This window comes from Amycolatopsis eburnea (assembly GCF_003937945.1).
Lineage (GTDB): Bacteria > Actinomycetota > Actinomycetes > Mycobacteriales > Pseudonocardiaceae > Amycolatopsis > Amycolatopsis eburnea.
Genome location: NZ_RSEC01000036.1, coordinates 678,066 through 702,184 on the forward strand (window position 1 = coordinate 678,066; position 24,119 = coordinate 702,184).

Genomic DNA, 24,119 nt, shown 5'->3' on the forward strand with positions numbered 1-24,119 from the left:
AAGTTAAGGAGAAAGCATGGATGCCGACGTGATCGTCGTGGGCGCCGGTCCGGTGGGCCTGTTCCTCGCCGCGGAGCTCAAGCTCGCGGGCGCCGAGCCGCTGGTCCTCGAACGCCGGGAGACGCCTTCCGGAGAGCCGAGAGCACGCGGTCTCGGCGCGCTGGCCACCGAAGCGCTCTGGCGCCGGGGCCTCGGTGAGCAGCTGGCCGCCGCCGACGTCGAAGGCACGAAGGACCTCGCGCGTGACCACGGCAGCACCCGCGGCCACTTCGCGAACATCTTCAAGATCGTGCCCAGCGACGACCGGCCGCGGACCAACATCTGGCAGCCGGAACTGGAGCGCGTCCTGGCCGAGCACGCGGAAGGCGTCCGGATCCTGCGCGGGCACGAAGTCACCGCGCTCGAGTCCGATGTGGACGGCGTCACGGTCACCGCGGGGAGGACCTGGCGCGCCCGTTACGTCGTCGGTTGCGACGGCGGCCGCAGCACCGTCCGCAAGCTCGCCGGGTTCGGCTTCCCGGGCACACCCGCACTGCTGCGCACGATCGCCGGCCAGGCGCGGTTCGCCGGCGACGTGCCGCCGGCCGGACGCCACCCCGGTGGCACGTTCCTGCACGGCGGCAGCATGGTCGGGGTCACCGAACCCGCGTCAGCCCCGGAGACGGCCGGCTTCGCCGCGAGCGTCCGGCGCGTCACCGGCGTGGACGTCGTCGTCGAGGAGTTCCGCGAAGAACGGCGGTTCACCGACCAGGCCCGCCAGGCCGACACCTACCGCCGCGGCCGCGTCCTGCTCGCCGGCGACGCCGCGCACGTTCACTCGCCGAGCGGTGGCCAGGGCCTCAACCTCGGCATCCCGGACGCGGCCAACCTCGGCTGGAAGCTCGGCGCCGTCCTCCGCGGCGACAAGCCCGAAGCGTTCCTCGACACCTACACCCGCGAACGGCACCCGGCCGGCGAAGCGGTGCTGCGCAACACAAGGGCGCAGTCGGCGCTGCTCGCGCCCGGCCCGCACGTCGACGCGCTGCGGGAGATCGTCGCGGACGTCATGGACCTGCCCGAGGCGAACCGGTACTTCGCGGAACTCCTGGCCGGCACCAAGATCCGCTACGACTTCCCGTACCCCGCCGGACGACCGGCCGGCGAACACTGCCCGGACCTCGAGATCGTCGATGCCGGCGGCCGGAAGTCCCGGCTGCACGAGCACACGCGCACCGGCCGCGGCCTCCTGCTGACGTCGGAGGACCTCGCCGATCCGCGTGTCGACGTCGTCCCGGCGGCCAACACCGGCCCGCTGCTGCTCCGCCCGGACGGGGTGATCGCCTGGGCCGGCGATGGCGACCTGGCCACCGCCCTCGGTACCTGGTTCTAGCCCGGTTCGATGACGTCGCCCCCGCGCCGCACCACGCCACGCGGCAGGCGGCGCCCGGCGAAGAAGTCGCGGCAGGCGCGGTGCACCGCGAACATCAGCGGCACCCCCAGCACGATCGACACCACGCCGATCACCGCGACGCCGCCGATGCCGAACACCGTCGTCTCGCCCGCGTCCGGCCGCGCGTACTCGATCAGCGCGAACCCCAGCACGGCCAGGAAGAACACCCCGCCGGCGAACGGCAGCAGCCCGCGCAGCAGGAAGTTGCGCACGCTCGCGAAGAGCGTGCGGCGGAACACCCAGACGCACGCGAGCGCCGTCATCGTGTACTCGATCGCGATGGTCAGCCCGACCGCGTCGACCGAGTCCGCCAGCACGTTGTCGCTGACCAGCGCCAGCAGCACGTACACCGCCAACGACACCAGCCCGAACGTCCAGGTGGCCACCGACGGCGTCCGGAACTTCGGGTGCACGCGCCCGAAGACGCGGGGCAGCGCGCCGTGGCTGGCCATCGACAACGTCGTGCGCGCGGCGGGCATGATCGTCGCCTGGCTGGTGGCCGCGCCGCTGGTCAGCACCGAGACGATCAGCAGCACGCCCAGCACCTTGCCGCCCGCGCCGTCGCCGAAGACCGCGCCGCCGAGACCGGCGAGGACGTCGTCGGAGTTCGCCTCGTTGCCCAGCCCGATCCCTTCGGTGCCGACGCCCGCGAAGGCCAGCGCGGCGACCGTGACGAGCAGGTAGTTCAGCACCAGCAGCACGGTCGAAAGCACCGCCGCACGGCCCGGCGCGTGCCGCGGGTCGGCGGACTCTTCGTTCACCGACAGCGAGCTTTCCCAGCCCCAGTAGATGAACACGGCGAGCAGCACCGCCGAAACCGCGGTCCCGGCGCCGACCCCGCCCGGCCACAGCCAGTCGAGGCGCGGGACCGTCGCCTGCGGGCCGGCCGTGCCCTCGAAGACGCGGACCAGCGCCACGACCGAAAAGAGCACGAGCACGACCAGCTCCACGCCGAGCAGGATCCACTGCGCCCGCGCGGACACCTCGATGCCGCGGTAGCAGAGCCAGCACAGCGCGAGCAGCCACGCGGCCCCGATCGCCGTCGTGACCCACCGGTTGCCCGCCGCGTCGGACGCGCCGAACAGCAGCAGCGTGTACCGGCCGGTGAGCGCGGACTGGCTGCTCATCACCAGCAGCTGCGCGACCGTGACGACCCAGCCGGTGAACCACCCGGCGTGCGGGCCGAACGCGCGCGCCGCCCACGTGAAGTTCGTGCCGCAGTCGGGTTCCGCGGTGTTCAGCTCGCGGAACGCGACCGCGACGAACAGCACCGGCACGAACGACAGCAGGACGAACGCCGCTGCCTTGAAGCCGGTGCCCGCCAAGACGATCAGCCCGAGCGTGGCCGCGATCGAATACGCCGGGGCGGTCGACGACATGCCGATGACCATCGACGACACCATGCCCAGGGCGCCGCCGCGCAGTCCCTTTTCCGGGATGGCGGGAGCGGCGCCGAGCGCCACGGCCTCCGACATGCGTTGGTCCTCCTGGGGTAACGGCAGACGACAGAGCCGCCAGACGGTACCCGGCGGCGCCCGCCGGGCGCGTGCGGCTGTGCGCGGGCGCACAAAACCGCCTCGGAAAGCCTCGTGATCGTCCTCCCGAGCCACCGATTCCTCGGCTGACGGCGACGTGCACGCCGGATCACGCGAAGCTGGCGCTGGGGTCTCGCTTTCTGGTCAGGTCTCGATACGCTGCGCACTTGACAAATCACATGCCGAAACACAGGGAGGGACGGCATGGGTGACGATTCACGTGCGCGCGGACTGGACAACACGGACAGATCGTTGATCGCCCTGCTCCAGCAGGACGGCCGCGCGTCGTTCACCGCGCTCGCGAAGGCGGTGGGGCTTTCGGAGGGAGCCGTCCGCCAGCGCGTGCAGCGGCTGCTGCGCGACGACCTCATGCAGATCGTGGCGGTGACCGACCCGGTCAACGTCGACCTGACCAGACAGGCGATGGTCGGGATCAGCGTCGACGGCGCCGATCCGCGCGAGGTGGCGGGCAAGCTCTCCGAACTGCCGAACGTGCACTACGTCGTGTTGTGCGCCGGGCGGTACGACCTGCTGGCCGAGCTGGTCTGCCGGGACGACGACCACATGCTCGAAGTGCTCGGCGAGGAGATCCGGCAGATCCCGGGCGTCTCCGGCACCGAGCTGTTCGTGTACCTCAAGCTGGCCAAGCAGAACTACTCCTGGGGCCGGCTCACCGCGTAGCGGTCGGCGAGCCCCGACAACACCGCCGGCAACGGTTCCCGGTGCAGCACCCCGAGGCGCTGCGTGGCACGGGTGAGCGCGACGTACAACTCGGCCGCGCCACGCGGGCCCTCGGCCAGGATCCGCTCGGGTTCGACGACGAGGACGGCGTCGAACTCCAGGCCCTTGGTGGCCGACGGCGGAACCGCGCCGGGCACGCCCGGCGGACCGATCACGACGGCCGTGCCTTCACGGCCGTCTTCGTCGCGGGTGAAATCGGCGATGGCGTCCGGCAATTCGCCATCCGCAACTTGTCTGGACCAAGGCCGGACGCCGCTCGCGCGCACCGATTCCGGCGGCCGCGCGTCCGGCGCGAACCGCGCCAGCAGGGCGCCGGCGACGGTCATGATCTCCGCCGGGGTGCGGTAGTTCACGGTCAGTTCCCGGTACTGCCACCGGTCGCCGGCGTACGGCGCCAGCATCGCGGCCCAGGACGTCGCCCCGGCCGCCGACCGGCGCTGGGCCAGGTCGCCGACGATCGTGAACGACCGGCTCGGGCACCGCCGCACCAGCACCCGCCAGTCCATTTCGGACAGTTCCTGCGCCTCGTCGACGACGACGTGCCCGTACGTCCAGTCGCGGTCCGCGGCCGCGCGTTCGGCGAGGTCACGCGTGTCGCGCTCGCCGAAGCGGTCGGCCAGGTCTTCGGCGTACAGCAGGTTTTCCGCGCTCAGCAGGACGTCTTCGTCCATCTCCTCGCGGTCCAGCTTGAGCACGTCCAGGACCCCGGCGGAGTACTCGGCCGCTTCGGCCGCCCGCCGTCGCGCGGCGGTCCGGTCGGCGGCGTCGTCGCGGCCGAGCAGGTCGACCAGCTCGTCGAGCAGCGGCACGTCCGACACCGTCCAGGCACCGCCGTCCGCGCGGAACAACGCGGGATCGGCGCCGGCGGCGGCCAGCCGGCGCGGCGACATGTACAGCGGCGCCAGCAGCGTCTCCGGCGTCAGCTCCGGCCACAGCCCGTCGAGGACGGCGTCGAGCTGCTCGTGCTCCGCCAGTTCTTCGCGGACGTCGGCGCGCAGATCGGCCCACGCCCCGCGATCCGCCGGGGTCAGCCAGCCCTCGCCGATCTTCGCCACGGCGCGCTCGGCGAGGAGCGCGACGACGTGCTCGCGGAACACCGCACGGGCTTCGTTGTGCGGCAAGCCCGACCGACGGGCTTCGAGCCTGGCTTCGGCCGCGACGCCCCGGTCGAGGTCGACGGTGACGTCGGCCAGCTCGACCGGCACCGGCTCGTCCGGCACCCGCTGCCGGTCGGCGACCGCTGCCGCGAGGACGCCGACCATCTTCGAAGACCCCTTGAGCCGCGCCACCTCCGGCGCGTCTTCGGCGGTGACGCGCAGGCCGGGCACGAGGTCGCCGGTGGTCGCGAAGACGACGTCCGATTCGCCGAGCGAAGGCAGCACGCGGCCGATGTGGTCGAGGAACAGCGGGCTCGGCCCGACCACCAGCACGCCGGTGCGCGACATCCGCTCGCGCTGGGTGTAGAGCAGGTAGGCGACGCGGTGCAGCGCGACGGCGGTCTTCCCGGTCCCCGGGCCGCCCTCGACCACCAGGACGCCCGCGTGGCCCAGCCGGATGATCTCGTCCTGCTCGGCCTGGATCGTCGCGACGATGTCCCGCATGCCCTCGCCCCGGGGCGCGGTGACAGCGGCGAGCAAGGCGGCATCCCCGCGCTCGCCGGCCCCCGGCCGACCGAACACCTCGTCGGTGAACCCGGTGACGCGGCGGCCGACGGAATGGAACTGACGGCGGCGGCGCATGTTTTCCGGCGACGCCGCGGTGGCGACGTAGAACGGGCGCGCCGCCGGCGCCCGCCAATCCAGGAGCAGGGGCTCGTAGTCGTTTTCACCGTCGAAGAGGCCGATCCGGCCGATGTAGCCGCGTTCGCCCGAAAGGGTGTCCAGCCTGCCGAAGCAAAGCCCGTTGTCGACGGCGTTCAGCCGCGTCGCCTCCCGGGCCCGGATGCGCACGTCGGCGTCCCGGTCCACCAGCGCGATCCCGGTTTCCCCCAGCGCGGCGCGGTAGCGGGCCCGCGCCTGTTCGCGTTCGCGGTCGAGCCGCGCGTACAGCCCCGCGATGTACGCGCGCTCGTCCCGCAATTCCTCGTCGTACCCCTGATTTGACAATTTCCCCTCACAGCGGTTAGACTGGCACCAGATTCGGCGAGTTCTCCTTTTCGTTTCGGAGAGCACGCCGATTTTTTATTGTCCACCCGCTGTCAAGGGGCTCAGCCCAGCATGAATTCGCGCGGGTTCAGCGGCCGGTCCACCACCCGCACGTCACCCAGCAGCCCGGCGAAGCTCCGGTCGACCTTCCCGTCGTAGGAGGAGGCCCCGACCAGCCACGAGCCACCCGGGTCGGCGAGCCCGACCGCCGGCGTGGCCGGGTTCCGCACCACCGGGCAGCCGTCGACGTAGACGATCGTGCGCCGGCCGTCGTTGACCACGGCGACGTGCCACCACTTTTCGACCGCCAGCTCGTGCCCCCAGTTCGTCGAGGTCCGGTCCTGGTTGAGCGGGTACACCGCCCACTGCAGCTCCCCACCGTCCGAAAGGGACAGCGTGGCGGCCGATTCCTTCGGGTCGTCGCCGGTCTTGCCCGCCGCCGCGCCGCTGCCCTGCCGGGCGAACAGGCCGCACCAGCCGTGGTGGCCGTCCTTGAAGTTCGCCGGCAGCCGGAAGAACGCCTCGACGGTGTAGCCGCGCTCGAACTTCAGCCGGTTCATCGGCGCCGAGTCGACCGTGCGCAGGTACGCGCCCCGGCTCGGGTCGCGGCCGCCGTCGAAGCGCAGGCTCGCCCGCGACGGCTGCCGCGGCGAGAACTCGCTCGCGTACTTCAGCGCGTCGGGCCCGCTGCCGGGCGCGGTGACGCGCGTGAGGTCGTTGCCGCGGCCGGTCTGGTCCCGCACGACAACGCTGTCCGGCACGGGCTTGCCGTCCTGGCCGCCCTCGAAGCGCCAGTAGGCGACGGTTCCGGGCACGAGCAGCTGCTTCGCCGGACGTCCCGGCGGGACCGGCACCGGCGCGAAGCCCTTGAACCGCTCGGCGAAGTCGATCTCGAGGCTGAAGTAGTCGGCCGAGCCGCTGCGCTCGACCTCGATCCGCTGCATCTCGCTCAGGTGGTCCTGCGCGGCGAGCCACGGCGAGAACGTCCGGACGTCGATCACGCCGCGCGCGAGGTCGAACTGGTAGAGCCGGACCATCGCGCTGCCGCCGTAGTAGCGGTCCTGGTAGTTGGCGATGTGGACGTGGACGTCGTGCCCGGCGGCGTTCTTGCGGACCGTGCGCCCGGTCGGCCAGTAGTGGCCGTTCAGCGTCAGGAAGATCTGGTCGTTGCCGTCGACGAGCTCCTTCCAGACCAGCTCGCCGAAGGTGGAGAACTGCGCCTGGTGGTCGTCGTCGGCCCAGACCAGCTCGTGGATGGTGAGGATCGCGGGCAACGCCGGGTGCTGCGCGAGGACCTGCTTCGCCCAGTTCAAGCCACCCGCCGACGGCCGCCAGTCCAGGGCGAGCAGCAGCCATTCGCGGCCACCGCCGCGGAAGATGTGGAAGGTGTTGTAGCCGTCCTTGGACGCGCCCTTGAACGTCGGCGAGTTGCGGTGGCGCTGCGGGCCGAAGGCGTCGAGGTACGGCGAGGGCCCGCGCTGGTCGTCCTTCGAGCCGTCGATGTCGTGGTTGCCCGCGAGGGTGCTGTACGGGAACCGGCGGCGGTCGAGCGCCTGGAACGACTTGCTGATCCTGGCGAACTCGTCGGCGCGGCCGTTCTGGGTGAGATCTCCGAGGTGAGCGAGGAAGACAACGTTGTCATCCGACTCGTCGAGGACGTACCGCAGCGACGCGTCCAGCGGGGCCGCGTCGCCGCGGTCCTCGTCGAACAGGTACTGGGTGTCCGGCATGACCACGAGCGTGAAGCGCGGGTCTTCCTGGTCCGGGCGGTGCGGGCCCTGCGCGTGGGCGGCCGGCGCGCCGAGGACGCCCGGCAGGGTCGCGGCGGCGGCGACGGCCGGGGCGCCGAGGAGGAAGGTCCGGCGAGAAGTGTCAGTCACGGGCGGGAAGCTACGGGCGCCGCCCGACCGCACCGGCAACTGCCGCCGAACGCGGGATGAACAGCGGTACTGTTCGCGCATGAGCGGCCCGCGGGTGTTCCGGTTGATCCAGCCCGTCGACGACGTCGAAGTCGCCGTCGCGTTCTACACCGCCGTCCTCGGCGACCCCGGCGAGCGGATCGCCGTCAACCGCCACTACTTCCGCTGCGGCGACGTCGTGCTCGCCTGCGTGGAAGCGCCGCTCGAGCACCGCGAGCCGCGGCCGCGGCGAGACCCGCGGATCGTCTACCTCGCGGTCGACGACGTCGACGAGACCTTCGAGCGCGTGCGCGCGGCCGGGCCGCGCTGGATCGACGACGCCATCGAGACGCAGTTCTGGGGCGAGCGCTCCTTCTACGCCGACGACCCGTTCGGCAACCCGCTCTGCTTCGTGCAGGAGGACACGCTCTACTTGGGCGGGCCCGTCGGCTGATCGCCGTTGGCCGGGTGCATCCGGATCGGCATGACGAACCAGAGGATCCCGAAGATCAGCAAGCAGAGCGCGGCCATGACGACCATCGCGATCCAGCCGTAGACGACCTTCGCGATCAGCGCGACGGTCGACGTGATCGCCAGCGCCAGGCAGACCAGCCCGACCAGCACGAGCCGGTTGCCCACGGTCAGGATCCGTTCCCGGCTCCCCGTGCGGAACAGCAGCCGGTGCCAGGCCGCGGGCGCGGTCAGCAGCGCCGTCGCGGCCACGGCGAGCGCGACCGCGGACAGGTGCAGCGACTTCTCGAACCCGCTCGCGTCGTGGAAGCGGTCGGTGAACACCACCGACAGCAGGAACCCGAACAGGATCTGCACGCCGGCCTGCGCGACCCGCAGCTCTTGCAGCAGCTCGCCGACGTTGCGCGTCAGCTGCTCGTTGCGGGTCTCGCCGGTGTGTTCGGGCACACAACGACCTTAACCGGGCCCGGGATCTCCCACCGGATGGGAAAAGCGTGAGTTTCCCCCGCCGCCGGCCACTCCTTCGTGTGAAGATCATGGCGACCGGCGTTCGCGCTGCTAGAGAAGGACCATGCGTCTCCTCCCGGCTTTCGCCGCCGCGGCGGCCCTCACCGCGTTCTTCCCCGCCGTCGCGTCCGCCTCACCCGTGCACGTCGCGACCGCGCACGGCACGTTCACCGCGTATGCCCCCAGCGCACACGCGGTGACGTACCGCCCCGACCTCGTCCCCGCGGGTGCCCGCGCGCACGTGTTCAGCCTCTCGGCGGCGCACGCGGGCACGACGACCACGCTGGTCGTCACCGGCCTGCGGCCCGGGCGCGCGTACGGCGCCCACGCGCACGCGCAGCGGTGCGGCGCCACCGGTGACGCCGCCGGGCCGCACTTCCAGCACGTGCCGGACCCGGTGAAGCCGTCGACCGACCCCGCGTACGCCAACCCCCGCAACGAGATCTGGCTCGACTTCACCACCGACCGGCTCGGCACCGGCTTCGCCCGGTCCACTGTGGACTGGACGTTCGCCGGGCGGCGGGCCCGGTCCGTGGTCGTGCACGAGACGCACACGCACACCGATCCCGGTCACGCGGGCACGGCGGGCGCCCGGCTGGCCTGCCTGGACGTGGACTTCTAGTCACCACCCCCAAGAGCGCTCGGGCACCACGCGGATGCGCACGGAGTACTCGGCGTCGAAGGCTTCCGGTGTCCCGAAGCCGATCGCCGCGTAGTCGGAGCCGTACTTCTCGAGGTACCCCGGCGCCTCCGACGCCTTCGCCTCGTCGACGGTCGCCTTCCCGTTGACGACGAGGATCGAGCCGCCGTGCTCGTCGCCGTTGAGGTGGAAGCTCACCTCGGGGTTCGCCTCGATGTGCCGGAGCTTCGCGGTGTCCGGCTTGCTGAACAGCACGACGTCGTCGCCGTCGAGCACGAACCACACCGGCCGCGGTGCCGGCCGGCCCTTCGGCGTGACGGTGGTCAGCCACGCGATCTTCTCGCCCGCCCGGTCGGCGAGCTTCGGTTCCGCCATGTCGGTGCCCCCTGGCTCCTCGGTCCTGTGACCCAGGTAACCACGGGGCACCGACAATTCTTCCCGGCTAGCGCGAGGCGACCCGGCGGGCGTAGCGCGTCCCGGCCGCCAGCAGCACCAGCCCGGCGCCGAGGAACGCGCCGACCCGCGCCAGCCCGTCCAGCGCCGACAGGTCGAACAGCACCAGCTTGAGCACCGCGGCACCGACCAGGACCAGCCCGGTCACGCGCAGCCCGACGACGTCGATCCCGCGCAGCAGGAGCACGAGCGCGGCGACCGTCCAGGACACCGTGATCAGCGCGTGGCCGAGCAGGAAGCCCGAGCGGCCGGGTACCGCGAGCAGCGACCCGCACAGCACCACCCCGGCGGCGCCGTACAGCGCCGCGACCCCGGCGAGCAGCCACACCGGCAGGTCGTCGGCCGGCCCGCGGAACACCGCCAGCCGGGCCGCCGCCCACGGCAGCGCGACCGACACGGCGAGGATGAGCGCGGCCACCGCGAGCGCGCCGGCCAGCTCGGCGGCCGAGCGGGTGCGCGGGACGATCAGCAGCGCGGGCGTGACGTCGAAGAACACGCCGATCAGGCCGCCGATCGCGGCGAACCCGAGCGCGGCGCCGAGCGCGAACCGGTTGCGGCCGGCGACCGCGGCCACGACCAGCAGCAGCGCCTCGCCGAGCAGCACCCCGGCGCGGGCCGCGCCGTCGAACTGCGTGACGGTCGCCTGCAGGATCGCGAGCAGGCCGGCCAGCCCGGCCAGGTGCCCGGCGACGCCCGGCCAGAAGCGACGCGCCGCCCAGACGGCGAGCAGGAGCGCGCCGGCGCCCGCGGTGATCGGCACGGCCTGCGCCTTCGGCAGCAGCAGCGCGGCGAGGAGCGTGGGCAGCACGGCGGTCGCCAGCACCGAAAGCGCGGCGGGGTCGTTCTCGCGGCGGCGCAGCACGATCAGCGCGAGGACGATCCCGACGACGCCGGCCCCGCCCGCCGCGGCCGTGTTGGCCCAGCCGCCGCCCTGGCCGAGCACCGCCGTGCTGATCACGGAGGCGAACAGCGGCGGGACCCCGGCGGCGAGCGTCAGCGACGACCAGTCGCGGCGCAGCTGCACCGGCGTCGTCGCGAGCTGGACCATGAGCAGGAAGGTGACCAGTTCGGCGGTGAACCCGCGGGTGATCATCGGCGCGCAGACGACGCAGCCGACGACGACGGCGGAGGCCAGCAGCGGCGACTCCCAGCGCACGGCCACGAGCAGCCCGCCGACGGTGATCGCCAGCCCGGCGGCCAGCCCGGCGAGCACCGGCAGGAATTCGTAGAGCGACGTCGCGGCGACGGCGTCCAGGTAGAGCGTCGCGATGCCGGTGGCGGCGAGCGCGAAGGCCCCGGTGCGCCCGGCGGGCTTGCGGTGCAGCCACACGCCGGTGCCGGTCAGCGCCAGCCCGAAGGCGGCGCCGACGAGCACCCGCGGCAGCGGCCCGAGCCAGCCCCGCTGGACGGCCAGCACCAGCAGCAGGACGACGCCGAGCAGCGTGACGGCCCCGCCGACCCAGGCGAGCACGCGGCTGCCCGCGCCTTCCTTGCCGAGCTTCTCGCCCAGCGTCGGGCGCGGAACGGGCGGCTGGGGAGGCTGCGGGAAGTACTGCGGCCGGGGCGGCTGCCATTGGTACTGCGGCCACGGCGGCGGCATCGGCTGAGGTTGCGGCTGGGGCTGGGGTTGCGGCTGGGCCGGTGCGGCCTGCTGCGGAGCGGGCTTCGGCTGCTCGGCGCGGGCGGTCCGCAGTTCGGCACCCACCACGGCGAGACGACGCCCCAGGTCGTCGATCTCGCCGGCGAGCCGGAGGAGCACATCTGCTTCGGTGGTCATACCGCACAGGGTCACGCACCGGCGCCCACCTGCGGATCCGTAGCACTACTCAAACCCGGGTCACGTCCTGGTCGCGGCCAGCACCTCGTCCACGGTGGTCATGATCGAAACGGTCTCGGCCAGCGGCATCAGCGGGCTCTCGGTCTCGCCGTTCGCCAGCCGGAGCGCCACCTCGTCGGCCTGGTACCGCAGGCCACGCCCCTCGTCGACGTACTCGAACCGGCTCCGCTCGCCCTCGCGCGGGATGAGCGTGAAGGAGGCCGGCGCGTAGAAGGCGCCCTCGATCTCGATGCGCGCGTCGGTGCCCACGATCGACGCGGTGGTCGGCGAAGCCGCGCTGAGCGTGCAGCTGAGCACGGCCTGCGCGCCGCTCTCGTAGCCGAACAGCATGGACATCTGCGCGTCCACGCCGGTGAACGCGGGCGTCGCCATGGCGGCGACGCGCGCGGGCGGGCCGAGCACCATCGAGGCGAACGAAACGGGGTAGATCCCCAGGTCGAGCAGGGCGCCGCCGCCGAGTTCGGGGGCGAACAGCCGGAACCCGGGGTCCTCGGCGAACCACTGCCCGTGGTCGGCGGACACGGTGACGACCCGGCCGAGGCGCGGCAGCAGCTCGCGGACGTGCCGGATGTGCGGGAGGAACCGCGTCCACATGGCCTCCATGAGGAAGAGGTCCTTCTCCCGCGCCAGCTCGACGAGGTCCCGCGCTTCGGCGGCGTTCATCGTGAAGGGCTTCTCGACGAGCACCGGCTTGCCTGCTTCGAGCGCGAGCCGCGCGTTGGCGTGGTGCAGGGGGTGCGGCGTGGCGACGTAGACGACATCGATGTCAGGGTCGTTCGCGAGGGCTTCGTAGCTGCCGTGCCGAGCGGGGACGCCCCGCGCGTCGGCGAACCGCCCGGCGGCCTCGGCGGTCCGGGACCCGACGGCGGCGACGACGCCGGAGCTGGTCAGCGCCAAGTCGTCGGCGAAGGCCTTCGCGATGCCGCCGGTGCCCATGATTCCCCAGCGCAGGGGCTTGTCGTTCATGCCGACGAGCCTAGGCGCCCCACTTCGCGGCGCGCCCAGGCCGCGGCGAGCGAGCGCCGCCACAGCTCCTGCTCGTGGTCGGCCAGGTAGAAGGAGGCGGCCTGCCCGGTCGAAACCCCGTCGGGGACGGGGAAGACGAACCAGGCGTGCGTCGGCGGAGCCGTCACGCACCCGCCGCTTCGAAAGCAGGACTTCCCCCGCGCCGCCTTCCGTCAGTGACCGGTTGTGGCCACTCGCTTTTGGTCCACGCGGAAGGAAGGGAACGTGATCGGGGTGACGAACACGGTGGTGATCTGCGCGGCGCTGGACGTCGAATACCTCGCCGTCCGCGAACACCTCCGCGGTCCCGTCACCGAACGCGAAGAACGCGGTGCCCTGTACGACGTCGGCGCCTTCGGCGGCTGGACGGTCGCGCTGGCGCAGACCGGCGCCGGCGGTACCCCGGCGGGAGTCGAGCTGGAACGGGCCATCGCCGCGTTCCGCCCGCGGGTCGTGTTGTTCGTCGGCGTCGCGGGCGGCCGCAAGGACGTCTCGCTCGGCGACGTCGTGGTCGCCGACCACGTCTACGACTACGAGTCCGGCAAGGACACCGCCGACGGCTACCTGCCGCGCATCAAGACCGCCGCCGCGTCCATGCCGCTGGTGCGCCGGGCCCGGCAGCTCGCCCGCGACTCCGCGTGGCAGCACCGCATCCGGCCCGCGGTCCCGGACCCGGCGCCGCGCGCGGTGGTGAAGCCGATCGCGGCGGGCGGCAAGGTCGTCGCCGGCACCGCGTCGGCGACCGCCGGGTTCCTGGAGCGGCATTGCGGCGACGCGGCCGCCGTCGAGATGGAGGCCCACGGCTTCCTCTACGGCGCCTACGTCAACGAAGGCGTGCAGGCCCTGGTCGTCCGCGGGATCTCGGACCTGCTGTCCGGCAAGACCGGGACGGCCGACGAGCACTGGCAGCCGGTGGCGTCCCGGCACGCGGCCGCGTTCGCCTTCGAGCTGCTCACCGTGCTGAGCGGGCGGGACACCGAGCAAGCCGAGCAGGCCTACGCGACCGCCGGCGAGCTGAGCCTGAAGTGGGACAAGACGGCCGACGACCTGGTCGAGATCGAGCGGCTCTACCGCCAGGCGGCGGACGGCGGCCACCCCGATGCGATGGCCATGGTCGGGCTGAGCGCCGAAGGCAGGCTGCGGGCGAGCGTCCTCGGCCAGCCGTCCGGCGACCCGTCCGCCGCGGACGTCCGGGCCGCGCTGCACTGGTACGCCAAGGCCGCGGACCACGGCAGCGCGTTCGGCGCCTTCCACCTCGGCCGGGTCCACGAAGAGCACTACGGCGATCCCGACGAGGCCCTCAAGTGGTACGAGAAGGCCGCCGCCGGCGGTCACGGAGCCGCGCGCGCGAGCTTGGCCGGGCTGCGGCGCCGGCTGGAGCTGGGCCTCGGCGCGCTCGCGGGCCACACACCTTTCGAACGCCCACCGTTGGAGCAAGACCCGAGCGAAGGGGAACCCATGCCAGTCGACACCGAGTACGCGCGCTGGGCCAAAACGGAATTCCGCAGCGAGGTGGAGGCCACCGCCATCTGCCTCGGCGAATTGCAGGAAGCCTGCGGCGGCCAGTACGGGGAATGGGGCACGCTGGCCGAACAGGAGGTCGCGGCGGTCCTCAGCCACTTCTGCACCCTCATGCCCGCACAGGCGCACCTGCCCGCGGTCGCGTTCGAGTACTACGACCGCATCGGCGAAGGCAACCTGCGGGCGTTCGCGGCGCGGCTGCGGTCATCGGGCGCCCCGGCGCCCGCGGAGTGCACCCCCATCTGGTGGCGGCAGCGCGCCGAAAACCGGGTCAGCACGGTGGAAAACTTCTACGGGTTCAAGCTCTCCGTGCAGGACTACGACTGGACGACGTCCCTGGTCGGCGACCTCATCGAGCAGCTGAGGGGCGACGCGAAACCCGACGCCGGCCTCCGCGAGACCATCCTCCACCTGCGGCTGGTAGTCCGCGTCATGACGAAGCGGCGCGACCTGGCCACCCCCGTGGGTTCCGGCCAGGACGAGGCGTGGTTCTCCCTGCTGCTCACGCCGGAGCAGTTCGCGGTGCTCGTCCGCGTCGCCGCCAACGCGTCCCAGGTGACGGACGCCGAACCCGGCTTCCGCGAGTTCTGGCAGCGCGTCCACCGGGCCCTCGTGACGGCGAACGTCGAGCAGTTCGAGTAACAGCCCTAGCGGACAGCTCACTCCGGCGAAGTCGTCCACAAGGCACTGATCGGAAGACAAGCGAGATTCTCCCCGAAAGGGAGTTTCTGGTCGCCACAATAAAGTACGAAGCCGGCGCGCAAGCGGTCACCGAGACGCCGTTGGAGCACCCGAAGAGAACGAAAGTCGTCAGAGCGAACGGTTTCAGCGGCTTTCACCTCGACGGCGACGACACGGCCGGAGTTGTCCTCGAGAACGGCATCGACCTCGTAGCCATCACGGTCACGATAGTGGTGCAGGCGCGGCATCGTCTGGCTCCAAGTGACCTGACGCGCGAGTTCGCCGATGACGAAGGTCTCGACGAGCCCACCTGTCGTTGCGTCGTTGGCGACGCCGGACACCAGGTGCCCGGCCAGGCCGACGTCATTGAAGACCAGCTTCGGCGTGGCGACAGCTCGGGCCGTCGCGTTCGCAGACCAAGCGGGGACCAGCTTGATCAGGTAGACCAGTTCGAGGAGTCCGACATAGTCACGGACGGTCGACGCGGGTAGACCCAAGTCCGAGGACAAGCGACTGTAGTTGAGCAGACCGGCGGACTGAGCGGCAAGAGCTCCGACCAAGCGTCGCATTTCAGAGCCGCGCTGGATGTCCGCGACCTGGTGTACGTCCCGGCTCATGATGTCGTCGAGGTACGACCTGAAGAACTGGGCTCGCCGCCGAGGCGAAGTCCGGCGAACGGCCTCGGGGTACCCGCCGCGGGTCGCAAGAGCCAGGTAGTCGCGGCGCCGAAGTTCTGAAGGGACCGCTCGGATCCCACTACCGTGCTCGAACGCGGCATCGACGAATCCGTCGGGGTTGCCGTTGATCTCCCCTTGGGACAGGGGGAACAGCTCGATCGTCTCCGAGCGTCCGGGCAGTGCATCGGGAAGCTGACTCAGGCCGAGCAGTCTTGCCGAGCCGGTCAGCAGGAACCGGCCGGGGCGAGGGTCACGATCGACTACATGCTTGATCGTCAACCACAACTCCGGAACACGCTGGACCTCATCGATGAGCATGGGACCCGGAGCGTCGAGGAAAGCTACCGGATCCGCGGCGGCGGAGGCCCTCGTCCGAGGATCGTCGAGGTACCGCCGCAAGACATCCGGCTGGTCGCGCAAACACAACTCGGCAAGCGTGCTCTTACCCGTCTGGCGTGCTCCGTTGACGATGACCACGCGCGTGTCTCCGAGCGCTTCCGCGACCAGCTCAGCGGCCTTTCTCGGAAGGTAGTCGTCAGCTTCGCGCACGACTCGACAGTACCAGCCCTCCGTGGATCTGCCGATGAACGCTTCGCTGATTTGCCGATACCTCCGTCGCTGATCTGCCGACGCACGTGTCGTGCATCTGCCGAAGGATAGCCAGCTCAGCCGGCGCGGCCAGGCGTCATCAGCTGCTGACGTCGTAGAGTACTGGGCCGATCACTTGACGCCGACTGGGCGCAGCACGGAAGGACGCGTCTTTCTCCTTAACGTGTCCTCGACGGGAACACGCTTCGCACCCATGTCACCGTCTGGAACAAAAGACGCGGTAACAGCCCCTGGTCGACGTGATCGACACCACAAGCGACAATGGAGCACGTGACCGCCACCCTGAGCAAGCCCGCCCTGAAGATCGGCCCCTACCAGGTCGATCCGCCAGTCGTGCTCGCTCCGATGGCCGGCATCACCAACGTCGCCTTCCGCCGGCTCTGCCAGGAGTACGGCGCGGGCATCTACGTGTGCGAAATGATCACCGCCCGCGCCGTCGTCGAACGGCACCCCGGCACCATGCACATGATGACCTTCGGGGCGAACGAAAAGCCCAGGTCCATGCAGCTCTACGGCGTCGACCCGAAGACCATGGCCGAAGCCGTCCGCATCATCGTCGGCGAGGGGCTGGCCGACCACGTCGACTCCAACTTCGGCTGTCCGGTCGCGAAGGTGACGCGCAAGGGCGGCGGGGCGGCGCTGCCGTTCAAGCGGAAGCTGTTCGAGGCCATCGTCCGCGAGTCCGCCCGCGCGGCGGGTGACGTCCCGTTCACCGTGAAGTTCCGCATCGGCATCGACGACGACCACCGCACCTTCCTCGACGCCGGCCGCATCGCCGAGGCCGAGGGCGCCGCCGCCGTCAGCCTGCACGCGCGCACCGCCGCCCAGCGCTACTCCGGCCAGGCCGACTGGACCAAGATCGCCGAGCTGAAAGAAGCCGTCACCAGTATCCCGGTGCTCGGCAACGGCGACATCTTCTCCGCCGACGACGCCCTGCGCATGGTCGCCGAAACGGGCTGCGACGGCGTCGTCGTCGGTCGCGGCTGCCTGGGCCGGCCGTGGCTGTTCGGCGAGCTGGAGGCGGCCTTCCGGGGCACCGAAATCCCGACCCCGCCGAACCTCGGCGAAGTCGCCCGCGTGCTCCGCCGCCACACCGAGCTGCTCATCGAGCACGACGGCCACGACAAGGCCATGCGCGACATCCGCAAGCACATGGCCTGGTACCTGATGGGGTTCCCGGTCGGCTCCGAACTGCGCCGCGGGTTCGCGATGCTGTCGAGCATGGCCCAGCTGGACGACCTGATCGCCCAGCTCGACCACGACGCGCCCTTCCCCGAAGCCGCCACCGGACCCCGCGGCCGCCAGGGCTCGCCGGGCAAGGTCACGCTGCCGCACGGCTGGCTCGACGACCCGGACGACGACTGCGTCCCCGAAGCGGAAGACATGCACTCAGGCGGCTGAGGCTCACCCCGAACAGCAGCACCCCGAGCGGCACGTGCACGGCCGTGACGTGCGCGATCCCCAGCACGACCTGCGCGGTCACGAGCGCGAGGAAAACCACGGCGTACCCGATCGGCCACGGCGAACCCCCGCCCGGCTTCCACGCCAGTACCGCGGCGACCACCTGGACGACGGCGACGACGAACACCGTGTACGCCGCCGCGCTGTGCAGCGCATGCCCGTTCGGCGTGGTGAGCAGCAGGCCGGCGGTGACCGCCGAGAGGAAGACCGCGAGGGTCGGCAAGACGCGCATGAACGTTCCCATGCCCACCCGACGACGCAGCCCCGCGGAACGTGAGGCCGTGACATCTGTCAGGCCGAAGTCGTGGCGGACGGCATCCGTCCCACACCTCCCGCCGCGACAAGCTTTTCGCATGACGAAGAACGGTTCCCCGCTCCAGACCCTGGCCATCGAGATCGCCGTCCCGATCGGCGTCTACTACGGGCTCCACGCGCTCGGCGTCAGCGTCTTCCTGAGCCTCGCCCTCAGCGGTGTCGTCCCGCTCGCCCGGACGCTCCACCAGTTCGCGAAGAACCGGACCCTCAACGGCCTCGCGCTGGTCGTGCTGGTCACGAACGTCGTCGGCATGCTGCTGACGTTCGTCTCCGGCGACGCCCGCATGATGATCGCGAAGGACTCGATCGGCAGCGGCATCACCGGGCTCGTCATCCTCGCCTCCGCCTGCACCGCGGCGCCGATCATGACCAAGACGATCCAGCCGTTCCTCATCCGCGGCAAGGCCGAGAACGAAGCCGCGTGGGCACGCCTGAGCGGCACCCGGCCGTTCGACTCGATCCTGCGCCGCACCAGCGTCATCTGGGGGATCGGGTTCGTGCTCGAGTCCGCCGCCCGCGTCGTCGGTGCCTTCACGCTGCCGATCGAGACCATGGTGTGGCTGAGCACCGTCATCTTCGCGGGCACGTTCGCCGTGCTGATGGTCGTCGGCGGGAAGGTCGCCGAGCGGGCGGGCAAGCTGATCGTCGCCGACGTCGAGGCGCACTCCCGGCCGCTCGTCGCCGCTTGACCTGCGGCAACCCGGGGTGTACAGGTGTGTACATGTACAGCAAGCGGCAGCAACTGGTCGGCGACCTCACCGACCTGATCCGCTCCGGGCGCCTCGCCAACGGCGAACGCCTCCCCGGGGAGAACCAGCTCGCCCTGCGGTACCAGGTCAGCCGCGGCACGGTCCGCAGCGCGCTGTCCGAGCTGCAGCAGCTCGAACTCATCTCCACCCAGGCCGGCGTCGGGTCGTTCGTCACCTTCGACGGCGTCCAGCTCGACCAGCGGATCGGCTGGGCCCGCGCGCTCGCCGACGCCGGCGCGCCCGTCACCACCGAGCTCCTCGGCATCGAAACGGTCCAGGACCAGGCGCTCCACGAGGAGTTCGGCCAGGAGACCTACGTCGCCGTCCGGCGGCTGCGGCGGGAGCGCGACCGCGGGGTCTCCCTCGAAACCGCCACCGTGCCCGCCGTCGGGCCGCTCGCCGACCTCCCCGGCACCGGCCTGCGGGACGGCTCCCTCACCAAGACCCTCGAAGCCGCCGGCCTGGTCGCCGTCGGCGGCGACCAGTGGATCAGCACCGAACGCCTCGACGCCTGCGCCGCGGAGCTCCTCGGCCGCAGCATCGGCGAGCTCTTCCTCCGCGCCGAGCGCACCTCGGTCGACGTCGAGGGACGGCTGGTCGAGCGGGTGGTCAGCCTGCTGGACCCGGACCGCTTCCAGTTCCACCTCACCTTCGGACACCGGTGAACGCGCGGGACCGGGCGCTCGGCGCGTTCACCGGGCTGGCGGTTGGCGACGCGCTCGGGATGCCGACGCAGTCGATGTCCCGCGCCGCGATCGCCGCCACCTACGGGCCGGTCACCGGCCTGCTGACCGCCGCCGCCGAGCAGCCGGTCGCGCCCTTGATGCCCGCCGGGTCGGTCACCGACGACACCGAGCAGGCCGTCCTGCTGGCCCGGCTGCTCATCGACGGCCGCGGCACGGTCGAACCGCACGTCTTCGCCGACGCACTGCTCATCTGGGAAGCGGACATGGTCCGCCGCGGGTCCGCGGACCTGCTCGGCCCGTCGACGAAGCGCGCGCTTTCCCGGCTGCAGAACGGCGTCCCGGCCGACGAAGCCGGCCGCACCGGCACCACCAACGGCGCCGCCATGCGGGTCACGCCGGTCGGCATCGCCACGCCGGCCGACGACCTGCACCGCCTGGTCGACGCCGTCGTCGCGACCGCGCGGGTCACGCACAACACCAGCCTGGGCATCGCGTCCGCCGCCGCGGTCGCGGCCGCCGTCTCGGCCGGGGTCGACGGCGCGAGCCTGGCCGAAGCACTCGACGCGGGCGAGCGCGCCGCCGTCGTCGGCGGGGAACGCGGGCACTGGGCGCCCGGCGGTGAGATCGCCGCCCGGATCGGCTGGGCCCGCGGCTGGGTGCGGGGCATGGCGCCGGCCGCCGTCGCCGACGCGGTGGCCCGGGTGATCGGGACTTCGGTGGCGTCGCAGGAGTCGGTCGTGGCGGCGTTCGCGCTGGCCGAAGCCATGGGCGACGACCCGCCGTCGGCGCTGCGGCTGGCCGCCGGGCTGGGTGGCGACACCGACACCGTGGCCGCGATCTGCGGCGCGATGCTCGGGGCCGCGCACGGCGTCGACGCCTTCCGCCCCGACGTCGTCGAGACCGTGCTCAGCGTGAACCGCCTGGAGTTCGGTCCGCTGGTCGACGAGCTCCTCAAGCTGCGCCGTCGATGACCGGCCGGCTGGTGCACACCGGGCAGGTCGTCCTCGACCTGGTCATGGCGGTACCGGCCCCGCCCCCGCCCGGCGGCGACGTCATGGCGACGTCGACGAACCTCTTGCCCGGCGGCGGGTTCAACGTGATGGCCGCGGCCGCGCGGTCCGGTGCGCGGGTGCTCTACGCGGGCACGCACGGCACCGGCGTGCTGGGCGACCTCGCGCGCGCCGCGCTGGCCGCCGAGGGGGTCGAACTGGCCCAGGAACCGACGCCGGGCCTGGACACCGGCGTCGTCGTCGCGCTGGTCGACGCGAGCGGTGAGCGCACGTTCGCGACCGGTACCGGCGCCGAGGGGCAGCTGGAACCCGCGTTGCTCGACCGGGTCCTACTAAGTGATGACGACGTGGTGTACGTGACTGGCTACAGTTTGTTGCACGAGATCAATCGCGGGGCTCTCGTCGAGTGGCTGCCCAAGCTGCCCGGCTCGAGGATCCTGTTCGACCCCGGCCCGCTGGTGGCCGAAATCAACCCTGGAGACCTCCATGACATTCTGTCCATTGTAGACATCGTGAGCTGCACCGCCCGCGAAGCCGACGTGCTCGGCGAGCTGCCCGACGTCGCCGTCGTCCGCGAAGGCGCGAAGGGCTGCCGCGTCCACGAGCACGGCCGGACCACCGAGGTCCCCGGCCTCGCCGTCGACGCGGTGGACACCAACGGCGCCGGGGACACGCACTGCGGCGTCCTGGCCGCGGAGCTGCTGCGCGGCAGTACCCTCCTCGACGCCGCCGTGCGCGCCAACACGGCGGCGGCGCTTTCGGTGACCCGCCGCGGCCCGGCGACGGCACCGAGCCGGGCGGAGATCGACCACTGGGTGGAGGCCACGACATGAGCGGTACCCGCAGGCTCGAGGTGGAGACCAACGGCCTCGACGTGATCGACGACGCCGAGCGGCGCGGCAGGCCGCGGCAGCTGTTCTGGCCGTGGTTCGGCGCGAACGTGTCGGTGCTGGGGCTGAGCTACGGCTCGTTCACCCTCGGCTTCGGCATCTCGTTCTGGCAGGCGCTGGTCGCCGGCGTGGCCGGCATCCTGTTCTCGTTCCTGCTGTGCGGGTTCATCGCGATCGCCGGCAAGCGCGGGTCGGCGCCGACGATGCTGCTCTCGCGGGCGGCCTTCGGCGTCCGCGGCAACCGGCTGCCGTCGGCGATTTCGTGGCTGCTGACGGTCGGCTGGGAAACCGTGCTGACGGCGCTGGCGACACTGGCGACGGCGACGGTGTTCGACCGCCTCGGCTGGGGCGGCGGCACGGTGACGAAGGTGGTCGCGCTGGTGGTCGTCGCCGCGCTGACCGTCGCCGCCGGCGTGCTGGGCTTCGACGCGATCATGAAGCTGCAGACGTGGATCACGGCGATCACCGGCGTGCTCACGGTCGTCTACGTGGTCCTGGTGGCGGGCGACGTGCACTGGGAAGCTGTCAGTGCGCTGCCGTCCGGCTCGGCGCAGCAGTGGGTGGGCGCGCTGGTGTTCCTGATGACCGGCTTCGGCCTCGGCTGGGTCAACGCGGCCGCGGACTACTCGCGTTACCTCCCGCGCTCGTCGTCGAGCCGGGGCGTGGTCGGCTGGACGACGTTCGGCGCGTCGGTGGCGCCGCTGGTGCTGCTGGTGTTCGGGCTGCTGCTGGCGGGATCGTCGCCGGACCTGAACAAGGCGATCGCGGCGGACCCGATCGGCGCGCTGACGACGTTGCTGCCGCTGTGGTTCCTGGTGCCGTTCGCGATCGTCGCGGTGCTCGGCCTGGTCGGCGGCGCGGTGCTGGACATCTATTCGTCGGGCCTGGCGCTGCTCTCGGCAGGCCTGCGCGTCCCCCGCCCGGTGGCGGCGCTCGTCGACGGCGTGCTGATGGTGCTGGGCACGGTCTACATCGTGTTCTTCGGCGGCGAGTTCCTCGGCCAGTTCCAGGGTTTCCTGGTCACGCTGGGCGTCCCGGTGGCGGCCTGGTGCGGCGTGATGCTCGCGGACGTCCTGCTGCGCCGCCGCGACTACGCCGAGCCGGAACTGTTCGACCCGGCGGGCCGCTACGGCGACGTCCGCGCCGGCCCGATCGCACTGGTGCTGGCGGCCACCGCGCTCGGCTGGGGCCTGGTGACGAACACGTCCGCGGACTGGCTGAAGTGGCAGGGCTACCTGCTGGAGCCGTTCGGCCTCGGCGGCCGCGAAGGAGCGTGGGCGTTCGCGAACCTCGGCGTACTGCTCGCACTGGCCCTCGGTTTCCTGGTCACGTTGCTGACGCGGCAGCGGGTCCGCGCGCAGGAGGCGGCGTGAAAGCGATCCTGGCGGTCATCGACCTGCAAAACGTCTTCGCCGACCCGGCCAGCGAGTGGTTCACCCCGCGCTTCGCGTCGGTGGTGCCGCGGATCCGCCGCTTGGTGACGGCGTTCGGCGACGACGTCGTGTTCACCCGGTTCGTCGCGCCTTCGCGCCCGGAAGGTGCGTGGAAGCAGTACTACGCGCAGTGGCCCTTCGCCCTGCAACCCCCGGACGCCCCGCTGTACCAAGTAATCTCGGACTTCCAGCCGAAGTCCACAGTGGACGCGACAACGTTCGGCAAGTGGACCCCGCGCATGGCGACCCGAGTGGGCGGCGCCCGCCTGGTGCTGGCAGGGGTGTCGACGGACTGCTGCGTCCTGTCGACAGCCCTGGCCGCGGCGGACGCGGGCGTCGCGGTGACGGTGGTGTCCGACGCGTGCGCGGGCGTGGACGACGAGAGCCACGAGAAGGCCCTGGACATCATGAGGCTGTACGGCCCCTTGGTGACGGTGGCCGGCACGGAGGAGGTGCTCGGTCAGGCTCGTTGACCTCACGTTCACCCCGGCGAAGTAGATTCGGCCCCGTGATCGACCACATCAGCATCCCCACCGAGGCCGGAACCTTCGACGCCATCGCCGCCGGGCCCGAGGACGGGCGGCCCGTGCTGCTGCTGCACGGCTTCCCCGAAGCCGCGACCGAGTGGGAGCACCAGGTCGCCACGCTCGGGGTGCTCGGGTTCCGGGCCGTCGCGCCCGACCAGCGGGGTTACTCGCCCGGGGTGCGGCCGGAGCAGGCCACCGACTACTCCATCGACCACCTCGTCGAGGACGTCGTCACGATCACCGAAAAGCTCGGGTGGCAGCGGTTCGACCTCGTCGGGCACGACTGGGGTGGCGCCGTCGCGTGGTGGACCGCCGACGCGCACCCCGAGCGGCTGCGCAGCCTCGCCGTCGTCTCCACTCCGCACCCCGCCGCGCTCGCCGAGGCCATGAAGACCGACGAGGACCAGCACCTGCGCACGCGGTACATGACCGAGTGGCGGCAGACCCGCGTCACCGAGCGGCGCATGCTGGAGAACGACGGCCGGGCGCTGCGGGACATGTTCGAGCGGCGGGTGTCGCCCTCGAAGGTCGACGACTACGTGCGGCGGCTGTCCGAGCCGGGTGCGCTCACCGCGGCGCTCAACTGGTACCGGGCGGGGCGGCCGGGCGGGAAGATCGGGAAGATCGCCGTGCCGACGCTGTACGTCTGGAGCACCGAGGACGTCTCCTTCGGCTCGGCGGCCGCGCTCGACACCGCGAACTGGGTGACCGGGCCGTACCGCTTCGAGATGCTCGAGGACGTCACGCACTGGGTGCCCGAAGAGGCGCCGGAGGCCGTCACCTCGCTGCTCGTCGAACACCTCAACGCGCGGTAACCGCCCGTCACCCCGCCGGGCGGATCGCGGGTAACCCACCCACATCGCGGTACGGCCGGTTCGGCGCGTTCGTGTTCACTGGGGC

At 71.8% G+C, this 24,119-nt stretch carries 23 protein-coding genes; 13 read left to right on the forward strand and 10 right to left on the reverse strand.

All coding sequences use genetic code 11. The features are described from left to right. Window positions 1-16 precede the first annotated feature (16 nt). Entirely contained in the window at window positions 17-1,369 is a 1,353-nt protein-coding gene (locus EIY87_RS15840) for an FAD-dependent monooxygenase (RefSeq protein WP_125308577.1), read from the forward strand. On the opposite strand, the gene EIY87_RS15845 is transcribed toward EIY87_RS15840, so the two are convergent. Beyond that, window positions 1,366-2,904, reverse strand: coding sequence for an APC family permease (locus tag EIY87_RS15845; protein ID WP_125308580.1), 1,539 nt, complete (start codon window positions 2,902-2,904; stop codon window positions 1,366-1,368). The two genes, EIY87_RS15840 and EIY87_RS15845, sit on opposite strands and share 4 nt — an antisense overlap. A gap of 264 nt (window positions 2,905-3,168) precedes the next feature. Here EIY87_RS15845 and EIY87_RS15850 point away from each other — a divergent pair, with 264 nt between their 5' ends. Beyond that, window positions 3,169-3,645 carry an Lrp/AsnC family transcriptional regulator gene (locus EIY87_RS15850; protein WP_125308583.1) on the forward strand — a complete coding sequence of 159 codons (477 nt, stop codon included), beginning with the start codon at window positions 3,169-3,171 and terminating at the stop codon, window positions 3,643-3,645. On the opposite strand, the gene helR is transcribed toward EIY87_RS15850, so the two are convergent. Both helR and EIY87_RS15860 read right to left on the reverse strand, forming a co-directional pair. Further along, the gene (gene helR, locus EIY87_RS15855) at window positions 3,618-5,810 is read right to left on the reverse strand and encodes an RNA polymerase recycling motor ATPase HelR (protein ID WP_125308586.1); all 2,193 of its coding nucleotides are present in this window, start codon (window positions 5,808-5,810) and stop codon (window positions 3,618-3,620) included. The two genes, EIY87_RS15850 and helR, sit on opposite strands and share 28 nt — an antisense overlap. A gap of 101 nt (window positions 5,811-5,911) precedes the next feature. Beyond that, the gene (locus EIY87_RS15860; protein ID WP_125308588.1) at window positions 5,912-7,729 is read right to left on the reverse strand and encodes a LamG-like jellyroll fold domain-containing protein; all 1,818 of its coding nucleotides are present in this window, start codon (window positions 7,727-7,729) and stop codon (window positions 5,912-5,914) included. 79 nt (window positions 7,730-7,808) lie between these two features. Between EIY87_RS15860 and EIY87_RS15865 the strand changes: the two genes are divergently transcribed. Further along, on the forward strand, window positions 7,809-8,201 hold the full coding sequence (locus EIY87_RS15865) for a VOC family protein (protein ID WP_125308591.1): 393 nt from the start codon (window positions 7,809-7,811) through the stop codon (window positions 8,199-8,201). Here EIY87_RS15865 and EIY87_RS15870 read toward each other — a convergent pair. Next, entirely contained in the window at window positions 8,177-8,665 is a 489-nt protein-coding gene (locus tag EIY87_RS15870) for a DUF6328 family protein (protein WP_125308594.1), read from the reverse strand. The two genes, EIY87_RS15865 and EIY87_RS15870, sit on opposite strands and share 25 nt — an antisense overlap. Window positions 8,666-8,789: 124 nt before the next feature. Here EIY87_RS15870 and EIY87_RS15875 point away from each other — a divergent pair, with 124 nt between their 5' ends. After that, window positions 8,790-9,347: a superoxide dismutase family protein gene (locus EIY87_RS15875; protein WP_125308597.1), complete on the forward strand. Its 558-nt coding sequence runs from the start codon at window positions 8,790-8,792 to the stop codon at window positions 9,345-9,347. Here the strand turns inward: EIY87_RS15875 and EIY87_RS15880 are convergent, their stop codons facing one another. From EIY87_RS15880 to EIY87_RS47625, 4 genes are all read right to left on the reverse strand, one after another. Next, window positions 9,348-9,740, reverse strand: a complete 393-nt coding sequence (locus tag EIY87_RS15880; protein ID WP_125308600.1) for a TIGR03667 family PPOX class F420-dependent oxidoreductase — start codon at window positions 9,738-9,740, stop codon at window positions 9,348-9,350. A 67-nt stretch (window positions 9,741-9,807) separates the two neighbouring features. Further along, entirely contained in the window at window positions 9,808-11,595 is a 1,788-nt protein-coding gene (locus EIY87_RS15885) for a DUF2339 domain-containing protein (RefSeq protein WP_225439893.1), read from the reverse strand. A gap of 60 nt (window positions 11,596-11,655) precedes the next feature. Next, window positions 11,656-12,621, reverse strand: a complete 966-nt coding sequence (locus tag EIY87_RS15890; protein WP_125308605.1) for a Gfo/Idh/MocA family protein — start codon at window positions 12,619-12,621, stop codon at window positions 11,656-11,658. Beyond that, on the reverse strand, window positions 12,618-12,788 hold the full coding sequence (locus EIY87_RS47625) for a hypothetical protein (protein ID WP_158641306.1): 171 nt from the start codon (window positions 12,786-12,788) through the stop codon (window positions 12,618-12,620). Before EIY87_RS47625 ends, EIY87_RS15890 begins: the two co-directional genes overlap by 4 nt. 97 nt (window positions 12,789-12,885) lie before the next feature. Here EIY87_RS47625 and EIY87_RS15895 point away from each other — a divergent pair, with 97 nt between their 5' ends. Next, entirely contained in the window at window positions 12,886-14,823 is a 1,938-nt protein-coding gene (locus tag EIY87_RS15895; protein ID WP_125308608.1) for a phosphorylase family protein, read from the forward strand. Window positions 14,824-14,840: 17 nt separating this feature from the next. On the opposite strand, the gene EIY87_RS15900 is transcribed toward EIY87_RS15895, so the two are convergent. Then, a complete protein-coding gene (locus EIY87_RS15900) occupies window positions 14,841-16,088 on the reverse strand; it encodes an ATP-binding protein (RefSeq protein ID WP_191984109.1) in 1,248 nt (415 codons plus the stop codon). Between the two features lie 321 nt (window positions 16,089-16,409). Here EIY87_RS15900 and dusB point away from each other — a divergent pair, with 321 nt between their 5' ends. Next, window positions 16,410-17,549: a tRNA dihydrouridine synthase DusB gene (gene dusB, locus EIY87_RS15905; protein WP_125308611.1), complete on the forward strand. Its 1,140-nt coding sequence runs from the start codon at window positions 16,410-16,412 to the stop codon at window positions 17,547-17,549. Here the strand turns inward: dusB and EIY87_RS15910 are convergent. Next, window positions 17,470-17,841, reverse strand: a complete 372-nt coding sequence (locus tag EIY87_RS15910; protein ID WP_225439894.1) for a hypothetical protein — start codon at window positions 17,839-17,841, stop codon at window positions 17,470-17,472. The two genes, dusB and EIY87_RS15910, sit on opposite strands and share 80 nt — an antisense overlap. 121 nt (window positions 17,842-17,962) lie before the next feature. Here EIY87_RS15910 and EIY87_RS15915 point away from each other — a divergent pair, with 121 nt between their 5' ends. Genes EIY87_RS15915 through EIY87_RS15945 form a run of 7 tightly spaced genes read left to right on the forward strand, consistent with a single transcriptional unit; the run spans window position 17,963 to window position 24,034 of the window. Further along, window positions 17,963-18,613: a VC0807 family protein gene (locus EIY87_RS15915; protein WP_125308618.1), complete on the forward strand. Its 651-nt coding sequence runs from the start codon at window positions 17,963-17,965 to the stop codon at window positions 18,611-18,613. Between the two features lie 32 nt (window positions 18,614-18,645). Next, window positions 18,646-19,338: a GntR family transcriptional regulator gene (locus EIY87_RS15920; RefSeq protein ID WP_191984110.1), complete on the forward strand. Its 693-nt coding sequence runs from the start codon at window positions 18,646-18,648 to the stop codon at window positions 19,336-19,338. Continuing rightward, a complete protein-coding gene (locus tag EIY87_RS15925; protein WP_125308624.1) occupies window positions 19,335-20,330 on the forward strand; it encodes an ADP-ribosylglycohydrolase family protein in 996 nt (331 codons plus the stop codon). The genes EIY87_RS15920 and EIY87_RS15925 overlap by 4 nt, the downstream gene beginning before the upstream one ends. Then, entirely contained in the window at window positions 20,327-21,202 is an 876-nt protein-coding gene (locus tag EIY87_RS15930; RefSeq protein WP_125308628.1) for a PfkB family carbohydrate kinase, read from the forward strand. Before EIY87_RS15925 ends, EIY87_RS15930 begins: the two co-directional genes overlap by 4 nt. Next, window positions 21,199-22,632, forward strand: coding sequence for a purine-cytosine permease family protein (locus EIY87_RS15935; protein WP_125308631.1), 1,434 nt, complete (start codon window positions 21,199-21,201; stop codon window positions 22,630-22,632). Before EIY87_RS15930 ends, EIY87_RS15935 begins: the two co-directional genes overlap by 4 nt. Further along, complete coding sequence (locus tag EIY87_RS15940; protein ID WP_125308634.1) at window positions 22,629-23,165, forward strand: cysteine hydrolase family protein; 537 nt, start codon at window positions 22,629-22,631, stop codon at window positions 23,163-23,165. Before EIY87_RS15935 ends, EIY87_RS15940 begins: the two co-directional genes overlap by 4 nt. A gap of 35 nt (window positions 23,166-23,200) precedes the next feature. Then, window positions 23,201-24,034 (forward strand): alpha/beta fold hydrolase, encoded by an 834-nt coding sequence (locus tag EIY87_RS15945; RefSeq protein WP_125308637.1) that lies wholly within the window; start codon window positions 23,201-23,203, stop codon window positions 24,032-24,034. Window positions 24,035-24,119: the final 85 nt, after the last annotated feature.